Genomic DNA, 21,555 nt, shown 5'->3' with positions numbered 1-21,555 from the left:
CTCTCTATTTTTTTACTATCCCATCCAAATCATCCAGCTCAAAACTGAGCTCTGTATAGCCTAGCGCATAAGGCCCGATTTCATAAGGAATATAGATCACCCGAAATTTATCTCCTTCATATCCCATCGCATTGGGTAAAAAGAAACCCGTTTCAGGTAAGAAAAACCTTGGGTCTTCAGTAAGCAAAGTTCCTTCAGGCACTTGATGATGCTCGCGAAATTTCTTTTTTACCTTTTCCAAAAGCTTTTGCTGGTCAAGAACAAATTTCTCCACACTTAAGATATTACCCGAGCTTTTATCAAAGTTGATAAAATTGATACTGGAATTTGGATGTGCCCCTCCTGAAAAATTGTATTCGGAGAATTTAAAACTGATCAGGCTATCTGATTCATAGGTATTTTCAACTTTTATCTCGACTGCCCAAGCTCCAGGAGCATCCGGAAAATCTGCTTTAAATTCATTGTAGCCTTTGATATAATCCTCTGCAGCAGTCTCTAAATCAGCATAAGTCGTATCCTGACGAAAATATGCCATCAACCTAGATCGAAGAGCAATATTGATTTTATTCCCCGCTTCAGTCGGAGATGCTTCTGGATAAGTAATTTCAACTTTTGCACAGTTCTCTTCTTCACAGCTCTTAGTCAGGATTTCTTGAGAGGAAAAAGTCAAATTCTGGACTGCTGATTCTTTCGGAACAGAGCACCCCATGAAAAGTAACAGAACGGCAATCGATCTAATGTTCATCGCAATTTTATTTGTTTTGAATAAAGATTTGTATCAATTCCTTAGCCAAAACCATAGGACTCAACTCCCCTTTTGCGACTTTCTCTTTTTCTGTTTTCAATTTACTCTGTACTTCAGGTTGCTTAAAAAATAAATTCCCAAGTAAATCACGAAGATTTTCCTCGAGCCATTTTACCCTTTGCTCAGCTCGGTTTTTTGCTTTAAACCCAGATTCCAAAGTGATTGCTTCGTAATTGGAAATTACGTTCCAGATATCCTCCAAGCCAGTTTTCGTATAAGAACTCGCCGTCAAAACAGGAACAGACCAACCACTCTCAGCTGCCGGAAATAAATGAAGAGCATTCTGATAATTCCTTTTGGCTTGTTTTGCCATTTCTAGATTCTCTCCATCAGATTTATGGATGATGACAGCATCTGCCATTTCCATAATTCCTTTTTTGATACCCTGAAGTTCGTCACCAGCCCCAGCCAAAACCAGCAATAAAAAGAAATCAACCATGTCTTTAACTGCCGTTTCGGATTGTCCCACACCGACTGTCTCCACCAAAATCATATCAAATCCCGCTGCTTCACATAATAGCATGGCTTCTCTTGTCTTAGAAGCAACCCCACCCAAGGTAAATCCTGCAGGACTAGGGCGGATAAAAGCCTGTTTATCTGCTGCAAGTTTTTCCATCCTGGTTTTATCCCCAAGAATGCTTCCCTTGCTTTTTTGACTACTGGGATCCACTGCCAAAACAGCCAGTTTCTTGCCTTCTTGAATCAATAATTTCCCAAAGGCCTCGATAAAGGTGCTTTTACCAACTCCCGGCACTCCCGTAATTCCAATTCTGATTGATTTTCCCGTAGCAGGAAGAATTTCCTGAACCAACTTTGCTGCAAGATCCATATCCTCTTCCAACCTACTTTCCACCAAGGTGATGGCCTGACTTAAGATCACGCGATTTCCTTGCAACACTCCGGATTTGTATGCATCGAGGCTTAGTCTCTTTTTCATTTTGGATATCCTTCTGAAAATGTCACATCTCCCATCGGACCTTTCTCATATGTCGCAATTACATAGGGCTGATAGCCTGCCGAAAAATAAGGGTCTTTTGGAGCCAGACTGATTTTTTGATCTACGCCCTCTGAGAAAAAGAATACTACTGTCCGACCATATTTAGTATGGGGTTGAAAATCACCAAAATCTTTCATCCAGTCTTTTGAGGAATCCAAGGCTTTAACGGCAAGAACGCGGACCACTGGCCCGGTATTATTTTCATTTCGATAGCTGGCAATTTCCTCATACTTCCCTTCAAACTGTTCCAGTCCGGGTTGAGTAAAACTTTCTTTCCCTATCCAAAAGACAAGGAAAATGACCAGTCCGGCCAATAAATAGAAAATGAATTTAGAGCTTTTCAAAAACTTTAGCGGGTTTACAAGGATTAGGCCTTAATTTAGCCGAAAATTCCGAGAATGAGTTTCGAGTACATCAAGGCTTTACACATCATTTTTGTAGTCACCTGGTTTGCAGGGCTTTTCTATATCGTCCGATTGTTTATCTATCAGACCGAAGCAATGGAGAGACCCGAGGCAGAGCGCCTCATCTTAAAACCTCAACTCGATCTTATGGCCTCCCGACTTTGGTACATTATCACCTGGCCATCTGCTATTCTGACATTGATTTTTGGGACTTGGGTTCTAAGCTATCGAATGGGCTATTTGGAAATGGGATTTATGCATGCAAAACTGGGTTTTGTCTTCCTTTTGTATTGCTATCATTTTGGATGTCATCTATTATTCAAAGAATTACAAAAAGGGAGAACCAGATGGAGTTCAACTCAGTTGAGGATATGGAATGAGGCTTCCACCCTATTGCTTTTTGCGATTGTATTCTTGATCGTATTGAAAAGCACGCTAAGCATGGTTTGGGGACTCTTAGGATTGGTTGGATTAGGCATCACCTTGATGATTGCGATCCGCCTCTATAAAAAATACAGAAATAAAAATTCATGAGATCATGAAGTTCAAATTAAGCTTACCACTTCTTTCACTGGTATTATTGACGCTTTGGCAGTGTAAGCCGGCCTCAGAAGAAGAGAAATCAGAATCTCTTCCAATTCTGGGAAATTGGCATGTAAACGATATTGAAATTGAAGGAAAAACCCTAAAGGACACGGTTTACCATAAAATCGCAGATTTCAAGTTTGTGAACCAGGATGGAGATACGATCAGCAACTCTTCTGTAGCTGGGAAAGTCTATGTAGCCGATTTCTTCTTTACAACCTGCCCGACCATTTGCCCTATCATGAAGAAGGAAATGCTTCGGGTATATGAAACCTATAAAGACAATCCAGATTTCAAGATTCTAAGCCACTCCATCGACCCAAGACATGATACTCAGGAAGTCCTAAAAGACTACTCTGTCAAGCTAGGAATCCCCGATGCAAGTACTTGGAATTTCCTCACAGGAGATTCTGAAAAAATCTTTGAAATTGGTCAGACAAGCTATCTTACAACAGCCATGGAGGATCAAAATGAAGCTGGAGGATTTCTACATACAGGAGCTTTTATTTTGGTAGATGAAAATGGCAGAATCAGAGGAGTCTATGACGGAACTAAAGCAGATCAGGTGGATAATTTGATCAAGGATATTCCGAAAATACTCTAATATGAAAGGAATTGCATCTCTTCTTTTCTTCTCAATTTTACTTTCCTGCGCACCAAAATCTTCAAATGAGGAAAATACTCTGGCAGGAATTTCCGATCCGGAAGTAATGAAATATGCCATAGCAGGCAAAACCCTCTATGAAAACCATTGTGGCAATTGCCATCAGAACAATGGAGAAGGCCTGGGAAATTTGATCCCTCCTATCAAGGATTCAGATTACTTCAAAGCAAGTATCCATAGATCAGTGAGGATTATGAAATATGGGCAGGAAGGGAAAATTGTCGTCAACGGGCAAGAATACGATCAGCCAATGCCTGGAAGTCCAAGGTTGAATCCTCTTGAAATATCCCAGATCAGCACCTATCTCTATAATATTTGGGGACTAAATGAAGGAAAAATCACTTCTTCAGATGTAGAAAAATACCTGAAAACAACGCCCGAGATTTAATTCTCCAGCAGTTCATCCGATTTGGCCAAAACCTCTTTGAATTGCTCATTAACAGCTTTGATTTTCACCAGCTGCTCATCTAAAAATTTCTTTAATTCCTCGGGGGTTCTTTCACCGTCTGAAACATCATATTGATGCATCCAATCGAACATTCCCTCGTAAGCAGCATCCAAATCATATGCAAGAGCTTTCAAGGATTCTATTCTTGCCGAGTCTGGCTCTTCTGATTCCTCAAGCCGCTGAATCTCCTGGTTGGCCTTTTTTTCGAGGTTTTTCAGTTTACCCATCAGAGGCATTACTTCATCATGATACTTGATGATTTCTTCCCTTTGCAACTGACTCTCATCTTTTTTGTCTGATGCACAGGAAGCTGTAAAAATAAATAGTACTAAAATGAAATACGGAATGCTTCTTTTCATGGATATCTCTAAAATCAACGTAAAGGTACTATTTATTCTTTTTTTAATCTAAAAAGTTAAGTAGAATTAAAAAATTCAAATTTTCAAAAAGTAAGCCTTAATTTTAGATGCTTTAAATCGATCCTTTATGAAACCATTTTGCTTTGCCGATGGGCAGATTATCAACACTGAAAATGCCACCATTCACCCTATGGATCTAGGATTGATTCGAGGCTATGGGATTTTTGATTTTTTCAGATCTGTCAATTACAAGCCTTTATTTCTAGAGCATTATTTAGACAGGTTTATCGCTTCTGCTGAAAAAACCTTTTTACCTCTACCTTATTCCAGAGTTGAATTAAAGCAGATCATCCAAGAGCTCACTGATAAAAATGACATGGAGCAAGGTGGTTTTAGAATGGTCTTAAGTGGTGGATTATCCGAGAATCATTTTTCACCTGCAGAAGGAAAGCTCTTTATTTTTGCAGAGTCTTTACTTTTCCCTAGTGAAGAAAAATATTCCAAAGGAATCAAGTTATTGGGTCTGGATTATGTAAGACCTATTGCTGACATCAAAACGACCAATTATGCACTATCTGTTTGGGATAGCATGCGCTGGAAAAAAGAGGGAGCTGAAGATGTTCTCTATCATCACAAAGGACTGATAAGTGAGAGTTCGAGAAGCAACTTTTTCATTGTGAAAGATGGAGTTTTGATTACTCCTGAAAAGGATATTTTACTTGGGATCACCAGAAAGCATGTGTTGCAATTGGCAGAAAAAGTTGAAATCCGTGATGTAACTTGGGAGGAAGCACTGCAAGCTGATGAGGCTTTTATTAGCAGTACCACCAAGATTTTGCTGCCTGTTACAAAAATAGATGATCATACAATCGGAAATGGTAAACCAGGTCCTGTGACTTTGGATATCCTGAATAAATTCAAGGTACTTGAAAAAGAAAACTCCCTCTAAAAGGGAGTTTTTTTTATTCGGAAACCAGCTTGGCGTCTTTCAAAATGTACATCAGCTTTTCTGGATCTTTGCCATTCAGAACCAGCTTTCCTCGGACTTTAACTCGCTTAGAAGTATATTTAATCGGATCCGTTAACATTACTTCCATCACAGTTTCAGGACCCCCTGATCCACAGAAAAAGCATTCTGCCAAAGGAAGGCTAGACAAGATTATATGCTCAGGCTTAAACATCCCTTCAAAAGGAATGATATAGCCATCAGCCTCCACTTCCTTGCCCTCTAATTTCTTGGATTCTTCAGAAAACACAGGGACATAAAGTTCCCCAAATTGATCTTCGCTGATCTTATAAGAAACATCAGCAAGGCTTTTCCACACGTTGGTACTTTGCGCAAAAGTGGAAATGGATGCCAAAAGCATCAAAGCTACTGTTGCAAGTATAAATTTATTTCTCATCACTGCCTTTTTTGAATTCGTTGCTAGTTACGCCTTTGTCAATTGCTTTGCAATACTTGTTTGATAAGCTGCAATAGCAGGAATAACAGAGGCTAAAATTCCTACTGTTAACGCATAAATCACTATCCAAAGTTCTGATTTCAAGAAAATCCATGGATTTAAGCTAACCATCACTCCACTTTCCTGCTGGGAGACTAAAACTGCCAAAAACGAATGCCCCAATAAAATCCCAAGAACGGCTCCTATAAATGTCAACATGATTCCTTCCAGGAAAATCAGCTGAAGTAATTGAAATCTCGCTGCTCCGATAGCTCGAAGAATAGCCAGATCATATTTCCTTTCCTTAAGTGAGTTATACAGCGCAATAAAAATCCCCAAACCTGAAATCCCTATGAGCACAAAAGCCAAGCCCCGCAATAAGCTGATTCCTACTCCCAATATTTCAAATAGCCTGGACATTTCGAAGGAAGGAGAAGCAGCTTGCATGCTGGTTCCAGCATTTACCTGTCTTGGAAGCTGAATCGCTGCCATTGGGTTTCTATATTGGATCAAAAGTGTGGTAATTTCTTTAGGCTCCTCCGACTGTGGCAGTCCATGCAAGGTGATTTCACTGGGAACATGCGAACTTGACTCCTCTTCTTCTTCCTCCTCATGCGTGGCCCAAACAGATTCTATACTAGTTAATATAAGTCGATCGACTACATTCCCTTTAGGCTTCAGTACGCCTGTAACTTTGAAATAATTGGCATCATGATCATGGCTCCCTTCAGAGATTCCATGACTGCCTAAAAACTCATCTCCTACTTTTAGACCAATTTTTTTAGCGACTCCAGCTCCTAAAACTACATCAAAAGCCTCCTTCCAAGAATCGCCTGATTCAAATTCTGTAGAATACAGTTCTAGATAATCTAGGTTGGTTCCTACAATTCGAAAACCTTGGTAATTATCTCCTAAAGCCAATGGGATACTTTGCTTTACCAAGCGATTTCGAGTCAGCTTTTGAGCCTCGGCCAGAGGAATATTCCCAGTTGGAAAATCAATATGGTAAACACCTGAAAGAATCAATTGCAATGGACTTCCTTTTGCTCCCACCACCAAATCGATCCCCGCAGCATCTTGGTTCATCTTTTTCTCCAACTGATCCTGCATCAAAAGTAATACGGTGATAATTGCTAATCCCAATGCCAGCAAGAGGACATTCAGACCTGTAGACATTGGCCTAAAAGTCAAATATTTCCAACTGAGTTTGATAAGATTCATGAGCTCTTCACCTCAATAAAATTCGAAATATGATTTTTCACGCGTTGATCATGGGTTACGATGATCAATCCCGCCCCGATTTTCTCTGCCTGCTCTTTCAGCAAATCAATGACTTTCTGGGTGGCATCATCGTCTAAGCTTGAAGTAGGTTCATCTGCCAAAATCAATTTTGGTTGGTTTGCTAAGGCTCTAGCAATGGACACTCGCTGGGCTTCTCCTTCACTAAGCGTCAAAACTGAAGATTTGCTTTTATCTGCCAAACCCAAATCTTTCAAAAGCTGCATTAATTGGTCATTCTTCTTTTTGCTGAAAAAATTTGCCAATTGCAGATTCTCAAATACAGTAAGTGCAGTGATCAGGTGAGGTTTTTGAAAAACAATCCCGATATGCTGTCCTCGAAAAAGATCCAGTTTTTGCCCTTTTAAATCGGATAGCGATACCTTGTCAATAAGAATCTCTCCAGTAGCCGGTTGAGCCAATCCCCCTAACAAATTCAAAAGAGTCGTTTTCCCACTTCCCGATTTTCCTAAAATCAAAAGGCTTTCACCTGATGTAAGTTGGATGTCTGGAAAATGAATGGCTTGCTGGCGGGGATGAGAAAATGAAAGGTTTTTGGTACTTAAAAGCATGTTATTTCACAGGAATGGACACATAGAATGTGGTTCCCTTGTTTTCTTCACTTTCAAAGGTAATCTCTCCTCCCAAGACCTCCACACATTTTTTTACAATTGACAAGCCTAGTCCTGAGCCTTCGATAATTCCAACATTATGCGCTCTGAAAAACCTGTCAAATAGCTGACTTTGTTCTTTCTTTGGAATTCCGATTCCTTTGTCAGAAAAAGTTGCCAAGAGTTTCTGATCTTTAAAATCCAGTTTGAAATCCACGGATTTACCTTCTTTGGAATATTTCACTGAATTGGAAAGCAGATTTTCGAAAACCTGATAAAGTAACTCACTGTCAGAGACGATAGTTTTTGGTAAATCGCCTAAAGTCACTTTGATGGTAACATCATTTTCGATACCTGCTTTTACGGTGTCCAAAACCTCCTTCACAAAAGCCCCAACAAACATCTTTTTAGGCTTAAACTCCATTTTATCTGCATCCGCCTTACCAAAAAACAAAACACTTGTCAGCAGGTTATTTAAGGCTCGTACAGAATTTTCGATCTTGGAAGCATGCTTGGCAATTTTGACTTTGAAAGGATGATCCTTCTCAGCATAAATCTGAAGCAGTTGCGCAGAACTCAAAATCGAGGTCAAAGGAGTTTTGAAACCATGAGAAACATTCAGCACAATTCTGGATTTTAACTCGTTGATTTCTCTTTCTTTTTCCAAGGCTTTGGTCAGTTCTTTGTTTGCCTCGTGTAGATCGGCCGTTCTTTGCCTTACCTTTTCTTCCAGTTCATTGTTGAGTTTTTGAAGCTCTTTTTCCTTTCTATCCTTAAAAATCGCCAGTTCAATCACCATGTTTAATTCACGGATATTGAAAGGCTTGATTACATAGGCACTGGGATTGGTACCGACAACTTTATTGAGAGTTTCGGCATCCGAACTTGCACTCAGGTAGACTACAGGGATGTCGTATTTTTCATTGACTATCTCAGTGGTTTTAATCCCATCAAGTTCACCCGCTAGGTTAATATCCATCATCACAATATCTGCGATATTTTCCTCCAGGATGTCAAGAGCTTTCTCTCCTGAATCCGCGATTCCAATGATGTCGTGGTTGTTTTTTTCTAAAGCACGCTGCAGCAATAAGGCTGAAACGGAATCATCTTCTACAATGAGGATTTTTAAACTGAACATGCGGGGTTGGTGGGATTAAAACAATTCAAGTCTGAAAATACAAAATTTATGCTTCTGGCAATGGTATTTCTATCGTGACGATGGTACCGGTATTTTTGGAACTCTGGAGATTAATTTCGCCATGTAAGAGTGAAATCAGATTTTTGGTGATGTTCAATCCCAAACCTGTGCCTTCGTATAAGCGGTCATTACCCGAACTCTCCTGTTCGAATGGCTGAAAAGCTTTTTTCAAAAAATCCTCTGACATCCCTACCCCGCTATCCTCGATAGACAATAACAAGTTGTTTTTCCTTCTATCCACAGTCAGTTTGACAATTCCTTTTTCGGTGTATTTGATAGCATTACTCACCAAATTATTGACGATCATCTCCATAAATCGCTTGTCGATTTTGCCATGAAAAGGACTTTTCAAAAACTCTACTTTCAAAGTAAGACCTTTTCGCATGGCTAGATTTTTTAATGGCGCAATGATCGTGGCGAGGAACTCGTTGATGTCAACTTCTGTATAGAGGACATTCATTTTGTTTGCCTCGATCTTGGCCATATCCAAAATAGCTGTAATCGTAGTAAGTAGCCTTTCTCCACTTTGTAAAATAATATCGAGTTGGGAAATCAGTTCAGGATCATCCTGGCGCATCATCATGATATGCTCCGTTCCGCCCAATATTCCATTCAGTGGAGTTCGGATTTCATGACTGATATTCGATAGCATACTGGTTTTATAGCGGTTTGCTTGCTCTGCTTTTGACTTGGCGTCCCGAAGTTTTTGCTCGATGGCTTTTTTAGCCGATATATCCCGAAACACACTTAATATCAGTTTTTTACCTCCAAAATCCTCTTGGATCAAAACCGAATAAACTTCCATTTCTACCGTTCCAGATTTCCAAGGAACTCTGCTTTCATAGGTTAGACCTTTCTCTCTTTTTTTAAGAACCTGCCTCAAAAAGGATTCTATGTAGCTGGTGTAATAATCTGAATCGCTAAAAAGATCCATGACTTTGGTGTTTTCCAGCTCCGTGATTTCTTTATTCACGAGCTGTGCAAAGCTTGGATTTGCAGTGAGAATAATTTCTCCTTCAAGAGTCAATATCAAACCGTCTTTCGAACTGCTCCAAACGTTTTTAAACTGCTCTTCGGCAAGTTGTTTCTCAAAGGACTTTTGATCAAAGGCACTTTTCAATACCCCTACTTTTCTGAATTGCTGGAAGAAGATATTGATCAAAATACCCAAAGCAATCAGAAATAAAACCCACAAAATGATAAACCATGTCTGTAAATACAGGGGTTTTAAAATGGTAAAAGGCATCGATTTGATTTCTTCCGAAAAATTCTGCCCTTCGTAAGAGGCCTTTAATTCCACTTGGTAATCGCCATAAGGCAAATTGGGAAGGAACAAAAAGGATGTTTTTGGGTCTTTAATAATCTCCCAATCCCTATCAGGAGACAGCCTGTAATGAACCCAAAGATCTTTTACCTGATTGAATCCAATAGCAGAGAACTGGATTTCTAAGGAATTTTGAGAGAAGGGCATACGATTTTGCTCTTCAGGTTGAAGAACTTGTTCATCTAGCATCAATCTATTGATAAACACTTTGGGAGCCCCCTCTGCAAGGAATTCCTCGTCAGTAAAGAAAAGTGAAAATCCTTTGAGAGTGCCGATCATGATTCTGCCAGAACTTGCTTCAATCAAAGCCCCTCTATTGATTTCATTCCCTATCAAGCCATTGCTTTCATTGAAATGTAAGAGTCTGTCTTTATCACTTAAATAGACCCCATCGTCTGTTCCAAACCAGATTCTATCTTTGCTATCTTTTAACATCGCAAAAACAGGTCTGGTGATGAGTTCTCCTTGAATTGGGTAAGGTCTGACTTGTCCATTTTCCAGAATTTTCAAACCTGTCTCTGTCCCTAATAGAATCTGGTTATTATTCAGCTCCAAGAAATCATACCCATCTGCAATCATCATGTGATTATTTGCTAAAAATGGCTTTTCATTAGCGAGCTGCCCCGCTTTCATCACCATCAACCTTCCATCCGACAGTCTTCCAGCTTTTCTCAGGTAAAAAAAGTCATTCTGAAGCAACTCAATTATTTCATTCCTTTTATTATTCTCATACATCCTAGAAAGTCCGGCTTTCAAAGGGAACAAAAAAAGATCGTTGGAACCTGTAATGATCAGCGTATCATTACTTGCATTGACGGAAGAAACATTCACTCCGGGAGGAGGAAGAAAATGTCGAATGACTCCAGATTTGATATCATATCTCCCTACGCCTGCCCAGTTACTAGAGAACCAAACGCTCCCTTTTCCATCATTCGAAAAATTTACAATCCTATTTGTTGGATTTCCATCAGGATACGGATCTCTATAAACTGTTTTTACTGCCAGTCTCGAATACTTTTGGATTCCGTTGTTAAAGCCAAAGAGGTACTCGCCATTGCCCAGGTTCCCAATCGCTGAAATTTCCTCTGCCAACAAGGTGGTTTGACCTGAACCATAATTTTGAAAAACCAAGCTATTGAAATTCACCAGTCCTCTGCTCGTACCTACCCATAGAATTCCTTCGCGGTCAACCATCGCACCATTGATAGAATAAACTCGAAGCTCATCTTCTAGGTCAATGATCAACGGAAAGGCATAATTCTCGCTCGCTTTAAACAACTGTGAGTTAAAATGGTAGAAAATGGATTTACCTTCAAAAAACAACCCATACATATTCATCGAATAGTATTGATCCTTCGAAAACTTTTGATCGACAATGCTCTCTGGAGTAAATGGATTTTTCCCTTTCGCTAAATATTCTCTTCCTAAAAAATAATAATTCCCATCCTCAGGATTTCTTTTGACAATGAAAGGATTGGAGGGCAAAGATATTCCGTCTAAGGAAACCTCTTCCAAACTATTCCCTGACAACAAATAAGTCCCATTTTCATAATAGAGGTAAACCTTATTTTCAAATAAATTGACAGATCCCAAAATCCCCTGCTCATCAAAATCCCTGTTGATGAGAGTCTTTTCAGCAGAGCCAGCAGTCCAGTAAAGCAATTGGTACTTGGTATCTATAAAAAATCTCTTTTCATCTCCTTTTCCAAGGGTAGAAAAACTGATACCTGAGCTATACTTTTCATCAAACTTAATCCCCAGATCAATTAATTCCCATTGTCCATAACCTCCCTTTACAAGCTTTGGAAGGCCATCTGAGTTGTAAATCCAGATAATTCCATCCTCATCTTTATGAATAGAAATCAGGTAATTAAATTCTTTTAAAATGGAATCCGGCAGGGTAAAACTCTCTATTCCATCCGAATAAACAACGCCCAATGGAGTAGAAAACCACATCCTTCCCAAGGTGTCTTGCTCCATCTGCAATACGTTCTGAACAGGCAGTTTTACGCCCTTGGGTTGAGGGTCATATTTGAAATTCTGGGTATATCCCTGAACAGCCAATCCAAAACAAATGAAAAGGGTGATGAATATTCTCATTTTATAGGCGTACTTTCGGCTCTAAGATATAAAAAGTATTTCGTCGCCAAATTCACTAGAGAATGTTCTTCATTTCTTTTGTCAGCGACCTGATTCTTTTATTTTTGTGCCAAACTTTAGAAATCGCATCATGAGTGTACTAGTAAATAAAAATTCCAAGGTGATCGTACAAGGATTCACCGGGTCTGAGGGCTCTTTTCACGCACAGCAAATGATCGAGTACGGAACAAACGTAGTCGGTGGGGTAACTCCGGGAAAAGGCGGTTCAACTCATTTGGAGAAACCTGTTTTCAACTCTGTAGAAGAAGCCGTTCAAAAGACTGGTGCAGACACCTCTATCATTTTCGTACCACCGGCTTTCGCTGCTGATGCAATTATGGAAGCTGCTGATGCAGGAATTAAAGTAATCATTGCCATCACTGAAGGTATTCCAGTTGCAGATATGATGAAGGCTAAGCCTTACATCGTAGAAAGAGGAGCAACTCTTATCGGTCCTAACTGCCCAGGTGTGATCACTCCAGGTGAAGCTAAGGTTGGAATTATGCCAGGATTCGTATTCAAAAAAGGTAGAATCGGCATCGTTTCTAAATCCGGTACTTTGACTTACGAAGCTGCTGACCAAGTTGCCAAAGCTGGTTTGGGCGTTTCTACAGCTATCGGTATCGGTGGAGATCCTATTATCGGAACTTCTACCAAGCAGGCTGTACAATTGCTAATGGAAGATCCTGAGACTGACGCAATCGTCATGATCGGTGAAATCGGTGGTAACTACGAAGCTGAAGCTGCGAAATGGATCCGTGAAACTGGAAACAAAAAGCCTGTAGTAGGTTTCATCGCTGGACAGACAGCACCTCCGGGAAGAAGAATGGGCCATGCCGGCGCTATCATCGGTGGAGCAGATGATACTGCAGCTGCCAAAATGAGAATCATGAGAGAAAATGGAATCCACGTGGCAGAATCTCCAGCAGAGATCGGTGCTACCATGGCGAAAGCTTTGGGCGTGGACGCTTAATTGATATTAGAGATCTGATTTAAGATATCAGATTTAGGAAGCCGCTTCGATTATTTCGAAGCGGTTTTTTTGTGGCCAACTATCTTATCTCAGCAAACTTGTTTGATATTTTCTTAAATTTTCAATCGAAATATCTTCAAACAGCATTTTTAAAGACTTTATTATGAATAATCCCAATTCCACCTTCAGATTATTTTTTACCGCAGTTTTGATTTTCATCCTGCCCCTCTTTGCTTTTTCCCAAGAACAGATTGAAGTCAAAAAAGTGGAATTTGAGAAAGGAAAATCTTCTGCGATGATATCGGGGAAATTAAAAGGTGAACAAATAATCGACTACGTCCTCAATGCAAAGGCTGGCCAGGAAATATCAGTGAAGTTTACCTCTTCTAATTCCGCAAACTATTTTAACCTAATGGCTCCCGGTGAAGAATATGTAGCCTTCTATAATTCTTCCATGGGAGAAAATTCTTACCAAGGAAAATTGGAAAAAAGCGGAGATCAGAGAATCCGAGTTTATCTGATGAGAAGCGCTGCAAGAAGAAATGAAGTTGCAGATTTCAAACTGGAAATTTCTATCGAAGATTAACAAAAAAGGCCTTCTAACTATTCAGAAGGCCTTTTTTGTTAGAAATGGCTTGGACTATTCTGCACTTAACATTGACTCAATTAATGCATCAATATCACGAAGATGGTATTGGATGATACATGGAGCATATCGTGAGCTACCTGTCTTCGCCAAAGACTGAATAGATTTCAATTCTGCTCGGACCGCCGCACTGATATCAGATCGGTTTCTTTCATCCTGCTTCATCAATTCCGCCAAACGCTCCACATGTGCTCTTTGAAGATTTCTTCGGAAAGCATCAATGTTTCTTGAACTTGATACTTCGGACCAAAGTCCTTTTCTCAAGTCACTCAACATGGCTGTCAGGGTATAAGCCTCAGAACCATTCATGGCTTCATTTTCAATCATTCTATCCAACCTGTCTTTTCGAAGCAAGCTTGCAAGCAATCTGGACTGCATTGACCCAATCCCTTCTACTGCTCCACTTGGTTCAATGTTGTCAAGGATTTCTTTTTGTAGCAACCAATCTGGGGTTGTGAAAACATCTTCCACCAAAAACTTCATGGCATCCATCTGAGAAGCTTTTGAAATCGGAGTATAAATAACTCCCGGCTGGTCTGTGGTCTTTAACTCTTCATAAACGCCACCCACATTCGTCACCACATGTCCCGCAAATCGTGTCCAAACCCCGATCAATTCTCCGTACAATTCCGCCAAATCAGCATAGTTCTCACCTGGTTTTGCGGTCCATTTCGCTAGATTCGGCGCCACTATTTTCAAATTAGCCAAACCATAACGGCTTGCTTTCACTGGATCATCCCCTACCGATTCTGTTTGGGAACTTGGATCGTAGGAATTCCCCCCTCCAAACAAATAAACTGGATCCCCTGCTTTTTCTCTGATCCAACTATTCAGTATAGCTTTTTCATCTTCTGCTGAGTTTGCATTTGGAATGTATCTATATCCCCAATTGATGGCATACTCATCGTATGGGCCGAGCATTCTCACCCATCTCACTCCTTCATCACCTGGTTGCGCCACATAATTATATCGAGTATAATCCATGATAGTAGCCGCAAGTCCCCATTTTTGAGTGAAGGTAGCTGAGCGCAAAGAGTCCGTTGGATAAGAATAAGACGCTTTCATATTGTGTGGCAAACCCAAAGCATGCCCCACTTCATGGGAAATCACGCGACGCATCATTTCACCGATTTCTTCTTCAGGTGTATCCAAAGTTCTAGCAGAAGGATTAGCAGCTCCGGTTTCCAGCATGTAGCGATTTCTGTAAGAGCGTAGATGGTTATGATACCATATAATATCACTCTCGATAATCTCTCCGGATCTTGGATCGGAAACACTTGGACCGACCGCGTTTCTTGTAGTAGACGCCACGTATCTCACGGTTGAATACCTTGCATCCTCTGGACTCCAATCAGGATCTTCTTCCTTGGTTGGGGCATCTTTGGCTATAATGGCATTTTTAAAACCAGCCGCTTCAAAAGCTTGCTGCCAGTCTTCAATCCCCTGACGGAAATAAGGTCTCCATTTGGCTGGAGTTGCCGGATCCAAATAGTAAACAATCGGCTTCACAGGTTCCACTAATTCACCTCTGGCATAAGCTTCTGGATCCTTAGGTTCCAATCTCCATCTTCTGATGTAGGTTTTGACATCTGACTTCAAGGCTTCGGAACCATAATCAATTTGACGAATGGTAAACCATCCCACACGTTGATCATATAATCGAGGCTGCATAGGTACCTCAGGAAGCAAATACATGGACTGACTCATCTCCATAGAAATTGTCCCCGTTCTGGAATTAGAAGGCGGATCAGTGGCATTGTAAGTCATGTCATGACGAACTTCAATGTTTTCCGGAAAGCTTGCCATTCGGCTGATAAAACTCCTTTTTCTATCAAGGTTTCTGACTTTATATTCCCTTCTCATATTTTCGGAAAGCCCACTCAAAGCAGGATTATCTGACAGGAACAAGTCACTTATCTCGATTAATACGGCGGTAGAATCCTGATTGAATGCTTCAATGGAAAAAGCAGCCAAAATCGGATCATAGTTATTTGCAGAAACTGATAACTGAATCGGCAAGGAATCATTGGCCACATTGGTGAATGAAATGGATCTCAAATGGATGTCATTATTCACTCGAGACCACCGGATTACCTGTTCGTTGGTTTTGGAACCGGCATTCATATAGCCTCCACCCAGTCCTGCAGCAATTTTGGAAATCCTACTGACCAAAAGCATGTCAGTATTGAGCAAATCAAATGGGATTTCATAGTAGAATTTTTCTCCTACTGAATGCACTTTGAATAAGCCTTCATCCGTCACCGCATCGCTGGTTACGATGTCGCTATACTTTTTGAAAGGACTTTTCTTTTCAGGTTTGGCTGCCTGAGTCTGTTGCACTGGCGGTGCAGCATTTTTCTTGCTCTTTTTCTGCCCATAACTGACTGTTGTCAAACCAAGCAGCAGCAAGCATAAAATTTTGGAAATATGTTTCATGGTGTAGTAAATAATATCAGGAAGAAAATTAGAGTCAGGCCACCTAGAAAACAAGAAGACATTTATGATCGGTAAATCCATTTTTACAGGAGATATCTGAATTACCCCAAATTTTAAAATATCAATTCCTTACCTTTGCCGCTTCAATTCAGACAATTATGATTTCAGTAGATAATGTGGCAGTCGTTCATAGCGGCTCTACACTCTTTAGTAATATTTCTTTTGCCATCAGTGAAACCGATAAAATCGCTTTGATGGGAAAAAATGGTGCGGGAAAATCCACTCTTCTTAAAATTATTGCAGGTCAATCCAAGCCTACCTCTGGCTCTGTTTCTGCTCCAAAAGGATTTGTTGTGGCCTATTTGCCACAGCATTTGCTGACTTCGGATGATTGCACCGTGATGGAGGAGACTTCCAAAGCTTTCGCCAGCTACCTAAACATGAAATCTGAAATTGACAGAATCAATGAAGAATTGACAGTTAGGACTGACTATGAATCAGAAGAATATTACAAACTGATCGAGCAGGTTTCTGAATTGAGTGAGAAGTTTTACGCAATCGAAGAAGTCAATTATGAAGCTGAGGTAGAAAAAGTATTGTTGGGATTAGGCTTCGAAAGACAGGATTTCACCCGCTTGACTTCCGAGTTTTCAGGTGGATGGAGAATGCGAATCGAATTGGCGAAAATCCTTCTTCAAAACCCTGATTTGATTCTTCTCGATGAGCCTACCAACCATTTGGATATCGAATCCATCCAATGGCTGGAAGATTTCCTTATGAATAAAGCCAAAGCTGTTGTTGTAATTTCCCATGATAGAGCTTTTGTAGATAACATTACAACTCGTACCATCGAGGTGACCATGGGTCGTATTTATGATTACAAAGCTAAATACAGCCATTACCTAGAGCTTAGGAAAGAACGTCGCGAGCAGCAGCAGAAACAGTACGAAGAGCAACAAAGAACAATTGCCGATATCCAAGGATTTATTGATCGCTTTAAGGGAACTTACTCCAAGACTTTGCAGGTGCAATCCCGCGTGAAAATGTTGGAGAAAATGGAAATCATTGAAGTGGACGAAGTAGATACTTCAGCATTGAAACTTCGCTTCCCTCCTTCCCCAAGATCTGGAAAGTACCCTGTGATCGTGGACGAAATGAGCAAATCCTACGGTGATCATGTGGTTTTCAAAAACGCTTCCATGACCATCGAGCAAGGACAAAAAGTTGCTTTTGTCGGTAAAAACGGAGAAGGAAAATCCACCATGATCAAAGCCATCATGGGAGAAATCGATTTTGAAGGTAAATGCGAACTCGGGCACAATGCCATGATTGGCTATTTTGCGCAGAACCAAGCCTCGCTTTTGGATGAAAGCCTTAGCATTTTTGAGACAATCGATCAGATTGCTGTTGGTGAAGTCAGAACCAAAATAAAAGATATCCTCGGCGCCTTTATGTTTAAAGGAGATGATATCAATAAGAAAGTGAAGGTTCTTTCAGGTGGAGAGAAAACCCGTTTGGCAATGATCAAACTATTGCTTGAGCCAGTCAACTTGTTGATTCTCGATGAACCGACCAACCATTTGGACATGAAAACCAAAGACATCATCAAAGATGCTTTAAAGGCTTTTGATGGCACTTTGGTAGTGGTATCTCACGACAGGGATTTCTTGGACGGTTTGGTGACCAAAGTTTTTGAATTTGGAAACAAACGCGTAAAAGAGCATTTCGAGGACATCAATGGTTTCCTTCGAAACAAGAAAATCGAGAACCTGAAAGAAGTAGAGCGATAAACTCCTTTAAGGAAACATTTTATAGAGCTCGTTTTTGTGAGAAATTCTTGCAAAGACGAGCTCATTTATTTCTATATATAATCCGATCCGGTAATTCTTTCTCTTGATCCGAAAGACATTTTTAAAGCCGGCCAGTTTCTTCAAACTTCCGATTTCAGATAGGAATTTAGCTTTCTCACAGGTTTTGATCATCTGTGAAATTTCAGCTTTGTCCTGTTCTTCACTGACTTGCTCGAGATCCTTCAAAAAAGAGGTTAAAAATCTAATTTTCATTCTCCAATAGCTTTTTGAGCACTTCTTCCTTTGGGACTTCTTTCATTCGATCCACTTTTACCATCAAATGAGAAAGTCCTAAATCTTCCTTTTCTTCAGAAGTAAGCATTTTGTATTTCGTGCCGAGCTTTCCCAATAACTCAATTAGAAAATTGAGTTCCTTTTCATTCTTTGGATTAACTAAAATTGAGTCCATATCGCCCAAAAAGCAAAAATTATTCCTCCACCAAAAGCCGCCGATTTCACTACTTTGATTTAAAAATCTGTAGAGAAAACCTGAGTTTTGCTTCCAAACTGTGGTTTTTTACCCCAAAAACCTACAATCCAAATACTCTTGGTAACCAAAGAGAAATCTCTGGAAATATCATGATCAGAGCCAAAGCCAAAATCATAGCAAAGAAGAAAGGCAAAAGGGGTTTGATGACTTTTTGGATAGTAGTCTGAGCTATCCCAACCCCAATGAACAAGACAGATCCAACAGGAGGAGTACATAGCCCGATACAAAGATTCAAGACCATCATTATCCCAAAATGAACGGGATCAACTCCCAGCGAAGTCACTACTGGCAAAAAGATCGGAGTAAAGATCAAAACCGCTGGAGTCATATCCATAAACACTCCCACGAAAAGCAGCAATACATTGATCATGATCAAGATGACAAAAATATTGTCACTAAGAGAAAGCAATGTATTGGAAATACTTTGAGGGATTTCTTCACTGGACATCACCCAAGACATCGCCATGGAAGTGGCAATCAAAAGCATTACCACGGCTGTGGTTTCAGCTGATTTCAAAAGTACTGCTGGCAGGTCTTTTACACCGATTTCTTTGTAAATCATAGAAAGGACCAAGCTATATACAACTGCAATGGCAGAAGCTTCTGTTGCTGTAAAAACACCTCCAATGATACCTCCTATCACCACAACCAACAAAAACAAACTTGGAATCGCATGCCAAAAGGTGATTGCCAAATGCTTAAAAGTAGTTGCTTCACCTGCAGGAAGTTTCTTGATTTTCACCATTACAGCTGCTGTAACCATCAACAGTAAACCAACCAATAAACCAGGCAAATAACCCGCTACAAATAGCGCTGCTATCGATACGCCACCGGAAGCCAAAGAATACACGATCAAAACGTTGGATGGAGGAATAATCAAACCAGTGGTGGAGGAAGTGATATTCACTGCAGCTCCCAACTCTTTTGGATAACCTTCCTTCTCCATTCTTTTCCCCAAAATCCCTCCCATAGAAGAGGCTGCTGCTACAGCTGAACCAGCAATTGCTCCCATAAGCATTGCAGCAATCACATTCACATGAAGTAATCCTCCCGGAAGCCTACCCGTCAGCGCTTTGGCAAATTCAATCAATCTATTTGCAATGCCTCCTCGATTCATCAGCTCACCTGCCAAGATAAAAAACGGAATTGCCAGCAAGGAAAAACTATCTAAACCAGTACCCATGCGCTGGGCAACGGTTGTAATTGCAGGCATACTCGCTACAGTTACCATGAGGGTAAACATGCTGGAAAGTCCCAAACTCCAAGCAACTGGCACTCCTATTCCAAGGAAAAACAAAAAAGATAAAACGAGAACGATGACGCTTAAAACTTCCATTATTCAGCAGTTTTTAAAGTGTGAGAAAGTTGAATGATGGAAACGATTTGATAGTAAGTAACCAAAAGTCCACTGAAAGGAATAATTCCATATACATAGGCCAAAGGAATCTGGAGTGTTGCAGATTTTTGACCAAGAATAAAGGTGATGTAAACCAAATTCGCTCCTCCAATCATCATGACCACAATCGCGAAAATCATGATACAAAAACTGATCAGGATCATCAGTTTGGTCTGTGCTTTTTGCTTCAGGCTTGTCAGTAAAATATCGATAGCCAAATGTTCATTTTTCCCTGCCACATAAGCTGCTCCCATCATCCCGACCCAAATCATCATATATCTGGAAAGCTCGTCGGTAAAGGAACTGGGATCTTTGAAAATATATCGTGATGCCACCTGCCAGGTAACATTGAGGACCATCAAAGCCATCAAAAGAACCAGCAAATGGGCTATGACAGAATCTAGTTTACGTTTCGTGTCTAATGAAAACATGAATGGTTGTGCTTTGGGTTTGGACTATTTTACTTCTCTGATTGATTGTACAATCTTATAAATCTCAGGCTGTTCAACTTTCAATTGTTCGTAAACGCCTTCCACTGCTTTTCTAAAAGGCTCTTTGTCAGGATAAGTGATCGTTACTCCCGCTGCTTCCAATTCCCGCATCGACTCGGCCGAAGATTCCTCCCATAATTTGTATTCATAAGTCGCAGATTCATCTGCTGCTTCCTGAACCCAAGCCTGCTCCTCTTCTGTCAGGTCTTCCCAAACTTTCGTACTGATAATAACCACATCAGGTAAGGAAGTATGCTCATCCAAGCTATAGAATTTGCAAACTTCATAGTGCTTGGAGGTATATAAACTTGGAGGATTGTTTTCTGCGGCATCCACAATTCCTTGTTGCAAGGCTGTGTAAAGCTCACCATAAGAAACAGGAGTCGGAGAACTTCCCAATGCCTTCACCATATTTGATGCAGTCACACTTTCCATTACCCTTACTTTCATCCCGGCCAGATCTTCTGGCGTTTCCACAGGTTTATCTTTGGTATAAAAACTGCGCTTTCCAGCATCATAATAGCATAAGCCTCTCAACCAAAATTCCTCTCCATCTAGTAAAAGCTGCTTTCCGATTGGACCTTCCAATACTTTTCGTTGATGCTCATCATCTCTGAATAAATATGGCATCCCAAAAACCTGCATCGTTGGCGCAAATCCCTCTAAAGCAGCAGCTGATACTTTTGTCATTCCCAAACTTCCAATTTGAAGTAATTCCAATAGCTCCCTTTCCGAACCTAGCTGTTGATTTGGGTAGACTTTGACTCGGATTTTACCGTTCGACTTTTTCTCAATTTGCTTGGCCATAAAAAGCATCGCCTCATGAACGGGATGACTTACCACCTGGGCATGACCAAGTTTAATGATTTTGAAATTGAGTGGAGACTGACAGGAAAACGGAAGAACTCCTAAAAAAATGAAGATGAGTAATATAGGAATGGTTCTTTTCATGGGTTTATTGAAATAGAAGGTAATTAACAATAATAGGCTTTTCCTTACTTAGTTTTCGGATGATTTAC

The 21,555-nt window shown here is 40.4% G+C and carries 22 protein-coding genes; 7 read left to right on the top strand and 15 right to left on the bottom strand.

Features of this window, described 5'->3' with window-relative positions; translation table 11 throughout:
- Positions 1-4: 4 nt before the first annotated feature.
- From J0A69_RS07305 to J0A69_RS07295, 3 genes are read right to left on the bottom strand one after another with little or no spacing between them, the layout of a single operon-like run.
- Positions 5-745 carry a PdaC/SigV domain-containing protein gene (locus J0A69_RS07305; RefSeq protein ID WP_206585914.1) on the bottom strand — a complete coding sequence of 247 codons (741 nt, stop codon included), beginning with the start codon at positions 743-745 and terminating at the stop codon, positions 5-7.
- Between the two features lie 7 nt (positions 746-752).
- The gene (gene meaB / locus J0A69_RS07300; RefSeq protein ID WP_206585913.1) at positions 753-1,742 is read right to left on the bottom strand and encodes a methylmalonyl Co-A mutase-associated GTPase MeaB; all 990 of its coding nucleotides are present in this window, start codon (positions 1,740-1,742) and stop codon (positions 753-755) included.
- Complete coding sequence (locus J0A69_RS07295; RefSeq protein ID WP_236032723.1) at positions 1,739-2,146, bottom strand: hypothetical protein; 408 nt, start codon at positions 2,144-2,146, stop codon at positions 1,739-1,741. The genes meaB and J0A69_RS07295 overlap by 4 nt, the downstream gene beginning before the upstream one ends.
- Before the next feature lie 54 nt (positions 2,147-2,200).
- On the opposite strand from J0A69_RS07295, the gene J0A69_RS07290 reads away from it, so the two are divergent.
- From J0A69_RS07290 to J0A69_RS07280, 3 genes are read left to right on the top strand one after another with little or no spacing between them, the layout of a single operon-like run.
- Positions 2,201-2,740, top strand: a complete 540-nt coding sequence (locus J0A69_RS07290; protein WP_206585912.1) for a CopD family protein — start codon at positions 2,201-2,203, stop codon at positions 2,738-2,740.
- Between the two features lie 4 nt (positions 2,741-2,744).
- Positions 2,745-3,395 (top strand): SCO family protein, encoded by a 651-nt coding sequence (locus tag J0A69_RS07285; RefSeq protein WP_206585911.1) that lies wholly within the window; start codon positions 2,745-2,747, stop codon positions 3,393-3,395.
- A 1-nt stretch (position 3,396) separates the two neighbouring features.
- Positions 3,397-3,843: a c-type cytochrome gene (locus J0A69_RS07280; protein ID WP_206585910.1), complete on the top strand. Its 447-nt coding sequence runs from the start codon at positions 3,397-3,399 to the stop codon at positions 3,841-3,843.
- Here the strand turns inward: J0A69_RS07280 and J0A69_RS07275 are convergent.
- Positions 3,840-4,262, bottom strand: coding sequence for a hypothetical protein (locus tag J0A69_RS07275; RefSeq protein ID WP_206585909.1), 423 nt, complete (start codon positions 4,260-4,262; stop codon positions 3,840-3,842). The two genes, J0A69_RS07280 and J0A69_RS07275, sit on opposite strands and share 4 nt — an antisense overlap.
- Positions 4,263-4,389: 127 nt before the next feature.
- Between J0A69_RS07275 and J0A69_RS07270 the strand changes: the two genes are divergently transcribed.
- Positions 4,390-5,211, top strand: coding sequence for an aminotransferase class IV (locus tag J0A69_RS07270; RefSeq protein WP_206585908.1), 822 nt, complete (start codon positions 4,390-4,392; stop codon positions 5,209-5,211).
- A gap of 13 nt (positions 5,212-5,224) precedes the next feature.
- Here J0A69_RS07270 and J0A69_RS07265 read toward each other — a convergent pair whose 3' ends face one another.
- From J0A69_RS07265 to J0A69_RS07245, 5 genes are all read right to left on the bottom strand, one after another.
- A complete protein-coding gene (locus J0A69_RS07265) occupies positions 5,225-5,629 on the bottom strand; it encodes a hypothetical protein (RefSeq protein ID WP_394369879.1) in 405 nt (134 codons plus the stop codon).
- A gap of 63 nt (positions 5,630-5,692) precedes the next feature.
- Positions 5,693-6,925 (bottom strand): ABC transporter permease, encoded by a 1,233-nt coding sequence (locus J0A69_RS07260; protein WP_206585906.1) that lies wholly within the window; start codon positions 6,923-6,925, stop codon positions 5,693-5,695.
- Complete coding sequence (locus J0A69_RS07255; protein WP_206585905.1) at positions 6,922-7,554, bottom strand: ATP-binding cassette domain-containing protein; 633 nt, start codon at positions 7,552-7,554, stop codon at positions 6,922-6,924. Before J0A69_RS07255 ends, J0A69_RS07260 begins: the two co-directional genes overlap by 4 nt.
- 1 nt (position 7,555) lies before the next feature.
- Positions 7,556-8,731: a hybrid sensor histidine kinase/response regulator gene (locus J0A69_RS07250; protein ID WP_206585904.1), complete on the bottom strand. Its 1,176-nt coding sequence runs from the start codon at positions 8,729-8,731 to the stop codon at positions 7,556-7,558.
- 46 nt (positions 8,732-8,777) lie between these two features.
- A complete protein-coding gene (locus tag J0A69_RS07245) occupies positions 8,778-12,215 on the bottom strand; it encodes a sensor histidine kinase (RefSeq protein WP_206585903.1) in 3,438 nt (1,145 codons plus the stop codon).
- Between the two features lie 130 nt (positions 12,216-12,345).
- Here J0A69_RS07245 and sucD point away from each other — a divergent pair, with 130 nt between their 5' ends.
- The gene (sucD, locus tag J0A69_RS07240) at positions 12,346-13,227 is read left to right on the top strand and encodes a succinate--CoA ligase subunit alpha (protein ID WP_206585902.1); all 882 of its coding nucleotides are present in this window, start codon (positions 12,346-12,348) and stop codon (positions 13,225-13,227) included.
- Between the two features lie 163 nt (positions 13,228-13,390).
- On the top strand, positions 13,391-13,813 hold the full coding sequence (locus tag J0A69_RS07235) for a hypothetical protein (protein ID WP_206585901.1): 423 nt from the start codon (positions 13,391-13,393) through the stop codon (positions 13,811-13,813).
- Between the two features lie 54 nt (positions 13,814-13,867).
- On the opposite strand, the gene J0A69_RS07230 is transcribed toward J0A69_RS07235, so the two are convergent.
- Positions 13,868-16,309 (bottom strand): zinc-dependent metalloprotease, encoded by a 2,442-nt coding sequence (locus tag J0A69_RS07230; protein WP_206585900.1) that lies wholly within the window; start codon positions 16,307-16,309, stop codon positions 13,868-13,870.
- A gap of 158 nt (positions 16,310-16,467) precedes the next feature.
- On the opposite strand from J0A69_RS07230, the gene J0A69_RS07225 reads away from it, so the two are divergent.
- A complete protein-coding gene (locus tag J0A69_RS07225; RefSeq protein ID WP_206585899.1) occupies positions 16,468-18,099 on the top strand; it encodes an ABC-F family ATP-binding cassette domain-containing protein in 1,632 nt (543 codons plus the stop codon).
- Positions 18,100-18,105: 6 nt separating this feature from the next.
- Here the strand turns inward: J0A69_RS07225 and J0A69_RS07220 are convergent, their stop codons facing one another.
- The 5 genes from J0A69_RS07220 to J0A69_RS07200 all read right to left on the bottom strand — a co-directional run bounded on the left by J0A69_RS07220 (position 18,106) and on the right by J0A69_RS07200 (position 21,487).
- Entirely contained in the window at positions 18,106-18,372 is a 267-nt protein-coding gene (locus J0A69_RS07220) for a type II toxin-antitoxin system RelE family toxin (protein ID WP_206585898.1), read from the bottom strand.
- A complete protein-coding gene (locus J0A69_RS07215; RefSeq protein ID WP_206585897.1) occupies positions 18,362-18,568 on the bottom strand; it encodes a hypothetical protein in 207 nt (68 codons plus the stop codon). The genes J0A69_RS07220 and J0A69_RS07215 overlap by 11 nt, the downstream gene beginning before the upstream one ends.
- A gap of 121 nt (positions 18,569-18,689) precedes the next feature.
- Positions 18,690-19,985: a TRAP transporter large permease gene (locus J0A69_RS07210; RefSeq protein ID WP_206585896.1), complete on the bottom strand. Its 1,296-nt coding sequence runs from the start codon at positions 19,983-19,985 to the stop codon at positions 18,690-18,692.
- On the bottom strand, positions 19,985-20,476 hold the full coding sequence (locus J0A69_RS07205) for a TRAP transporter small permease (RefSeq protein WP_206585895.1): 492 nt from the start codon (positions 20,474-20,476) through the stop codon (positions 19,985-19,987). The genes J0A69_RS07210 and J0A69_RS07205 overlap by 1 nt, the downstream gene beginning before the upstream one ends.
- A gap of 24 nt (positions 20,477-20,500) precedes the next feature.
- Complete coding sequence (locus tag J0A69_RS07200; protein ID WP_206585894.1) at positions 20,501-21,487, bottom strand: TRAP transporter substrate-binding protein; 987 nt, start codon at positions 21,485-21,487, stop codon at positions 20,501-20,503.
- Positions 21,488-21,555: the final 68 nt, after the last annotated feature.

It is taken from the genome of Algoriphagus pacificus, from assembly GCF_017254845.1.
Classification (GTDB): Bacteria; Bacteroidota; Bacteroidia; order Cytophagales; family Cyclobacteriaceae; genus Algoriphagus; species Algoriphagus pacificus.
The sequence above is the reverse complement of the archived record's forward strand: the minus strand, read 5'-3'. Positions and strand labels throughout refer to the sequence as shown.

What these genes read in the sequence shown, in the direction of transcription:
- J0A69_RS07220 (WP_206585898.1), bottom strand. Translation starts at nt 18,372, where the DNA reads ATGAAAATTAGATTTTTAACCTCTTTTTTGAAGGATCTCGAGCAAGTC.
- J0A69_RS07215 (WP_206585897.1), bottom strand. Translation starts at nt 18,568, where the DNA reads ATGGACTCAATTTTAGTTAATCCAAAGAATGAAAAGGAACTCAATTTT.
- J0A69_RS07275 (WP_206585909.1), bottom strand. Translation starts at nt 4,262, where the DNA reads ATGAAAAGAAGCATTCCGTATTTCATTTTAGTACTATTTATTTTTACA.
- sucD (WP_206585902.1), top strand. Translation starts at nt 12,346, where the DNA reads ATGAGTGTACTAGTAAATAAAAATTCCAAGGTGATCGTACAAGGATTC.
- J0A69_RS07260 (WP_206585906.1), bottom strand. Translation starts at nt 6,925, where the DNA reads ATGAATCTTATCAAACTCAGTTGGAAATATTTGACTTTTAGGCCAATG.
- J0A69_RS07225 (WP_206585899.1), top strand. Translation starts at nt 16,468, where the DNA reads ATGATTTCAGTAGATAATGTGGCAGTCGTTCATAGCGGCTCTACACTC.
- J0A69_RS07255 (WP_206585905.1), bottom strand. Translation starts at nt 7,554, where the DNA reads ATGCTTTTAAGTACCAAAAACCTTTCATTTTCTCATCCCCGCCAGCAA.
- J0A69_RS07290 (WP_206585912.1), top strand. Translation starts at nt 2,201, where the DNA reads ATGAGTTTCGAGTACATCAAGGCTTTACACATCATTTTTGTAGTCACC.
- J0A69_RS07250 (WP_206585904.1), bottom strand. Translation starts at nt 8,731, where the DNA reads ATGTTCAGTTTAAAAATCCTCATTGTAGAAGATGATTCCGTTTCAGCC.
- meaB (WP_206585913.1), bottom strand. Translation starts at nt 1,742, where the DNA reads ATGAAAAAGAGACTAAGCCTCGATGCATACAAATCCGGAGTGTTGCAA.
- J0A69_RS07280 (WP_206585910.1), top strand. Translation starts at nt 3,397, where the DNA reads ATGAAAGGAATTGCATCTCTTCTTTTCTTCTCAATTTTACTTTCCTGC.
- J0A69_RS07285 (WP_206585911.1), top strand. Translation starts at nt 2,745, where the DNA reads ATGAAGTTCAAATTAAGCTTACCACTTCTTTCACTGGTATTATTGACG.
- J0A69_RS07210 (WP_206585896.1), bottom strand. Translation starts at nt 19,985, where the DNA reads ATGGAAGTTTTAAGCGTCATCGTTCTCGTTTTATCTTTTTTGTTTTTC.
- J0A69_RS07245 (WP_206585903.1), bottom strand. Translation starts at nt 12,215, where the DNA reads ATGAGAATATTCATCACCCTTTTCATTTGTTTTGGATTGGCTGTTCAG.
- J0A69_RS07205 (WP_206585895.1), bottom strand. Translation starts at nt 20,476, where the DNA reads ATGTTTTCATTAGACACGAAACGTAAACTAGATTCTGTCATAGCCCAT.
- J0A69_RS07230 (WP_206585900.1), bottom strand. Translation starts at nt 16,309, where the DNA reads ATGAAACATATTTCCAAAATTTTATGCTTGCTGCTGCTTGGTTTGACA.
- J0A69_RS07235 (WP_206585901.1), top strand. Translation starts at nt 13,391, where the DNA reads ATGAATAATCCCAATTCCACCTTCAGATTATTTTTTACCGCAGTTTTG.
- J0A69_RS07270 (WP_206585908.1), top strand. Translation starts at nt 4,390, where the DNA reads ATGAAACCATTTTGCTTTGCCGATGGGCAGATTATCAACACTGAAAAT.
- J0A69_RS07305 (WP_206585914.1), bottom strand. Translation starts at nt 745, where the DNA reads ATGAACATTAGATCGATTGCCGTTCTGTTACTTTTCATGGGGTGCTCT.
- J0A69_RS07265 (WP_394369879.1), bottom strand. Translation starts at nt 5,629, where the DNA reads ATGCTTTTGGCATCCATTTCCACTTTTGCGCAAAGTACCAACGTGTGG.
- J0A69_RS07200 (WP_206585894.1), bottom strand. Translation starts at nt 21,487, where the DNA reads ATGAAAAGAACCATTCCTATATTACTCATCTTCATTTTTTTAGGAGTT.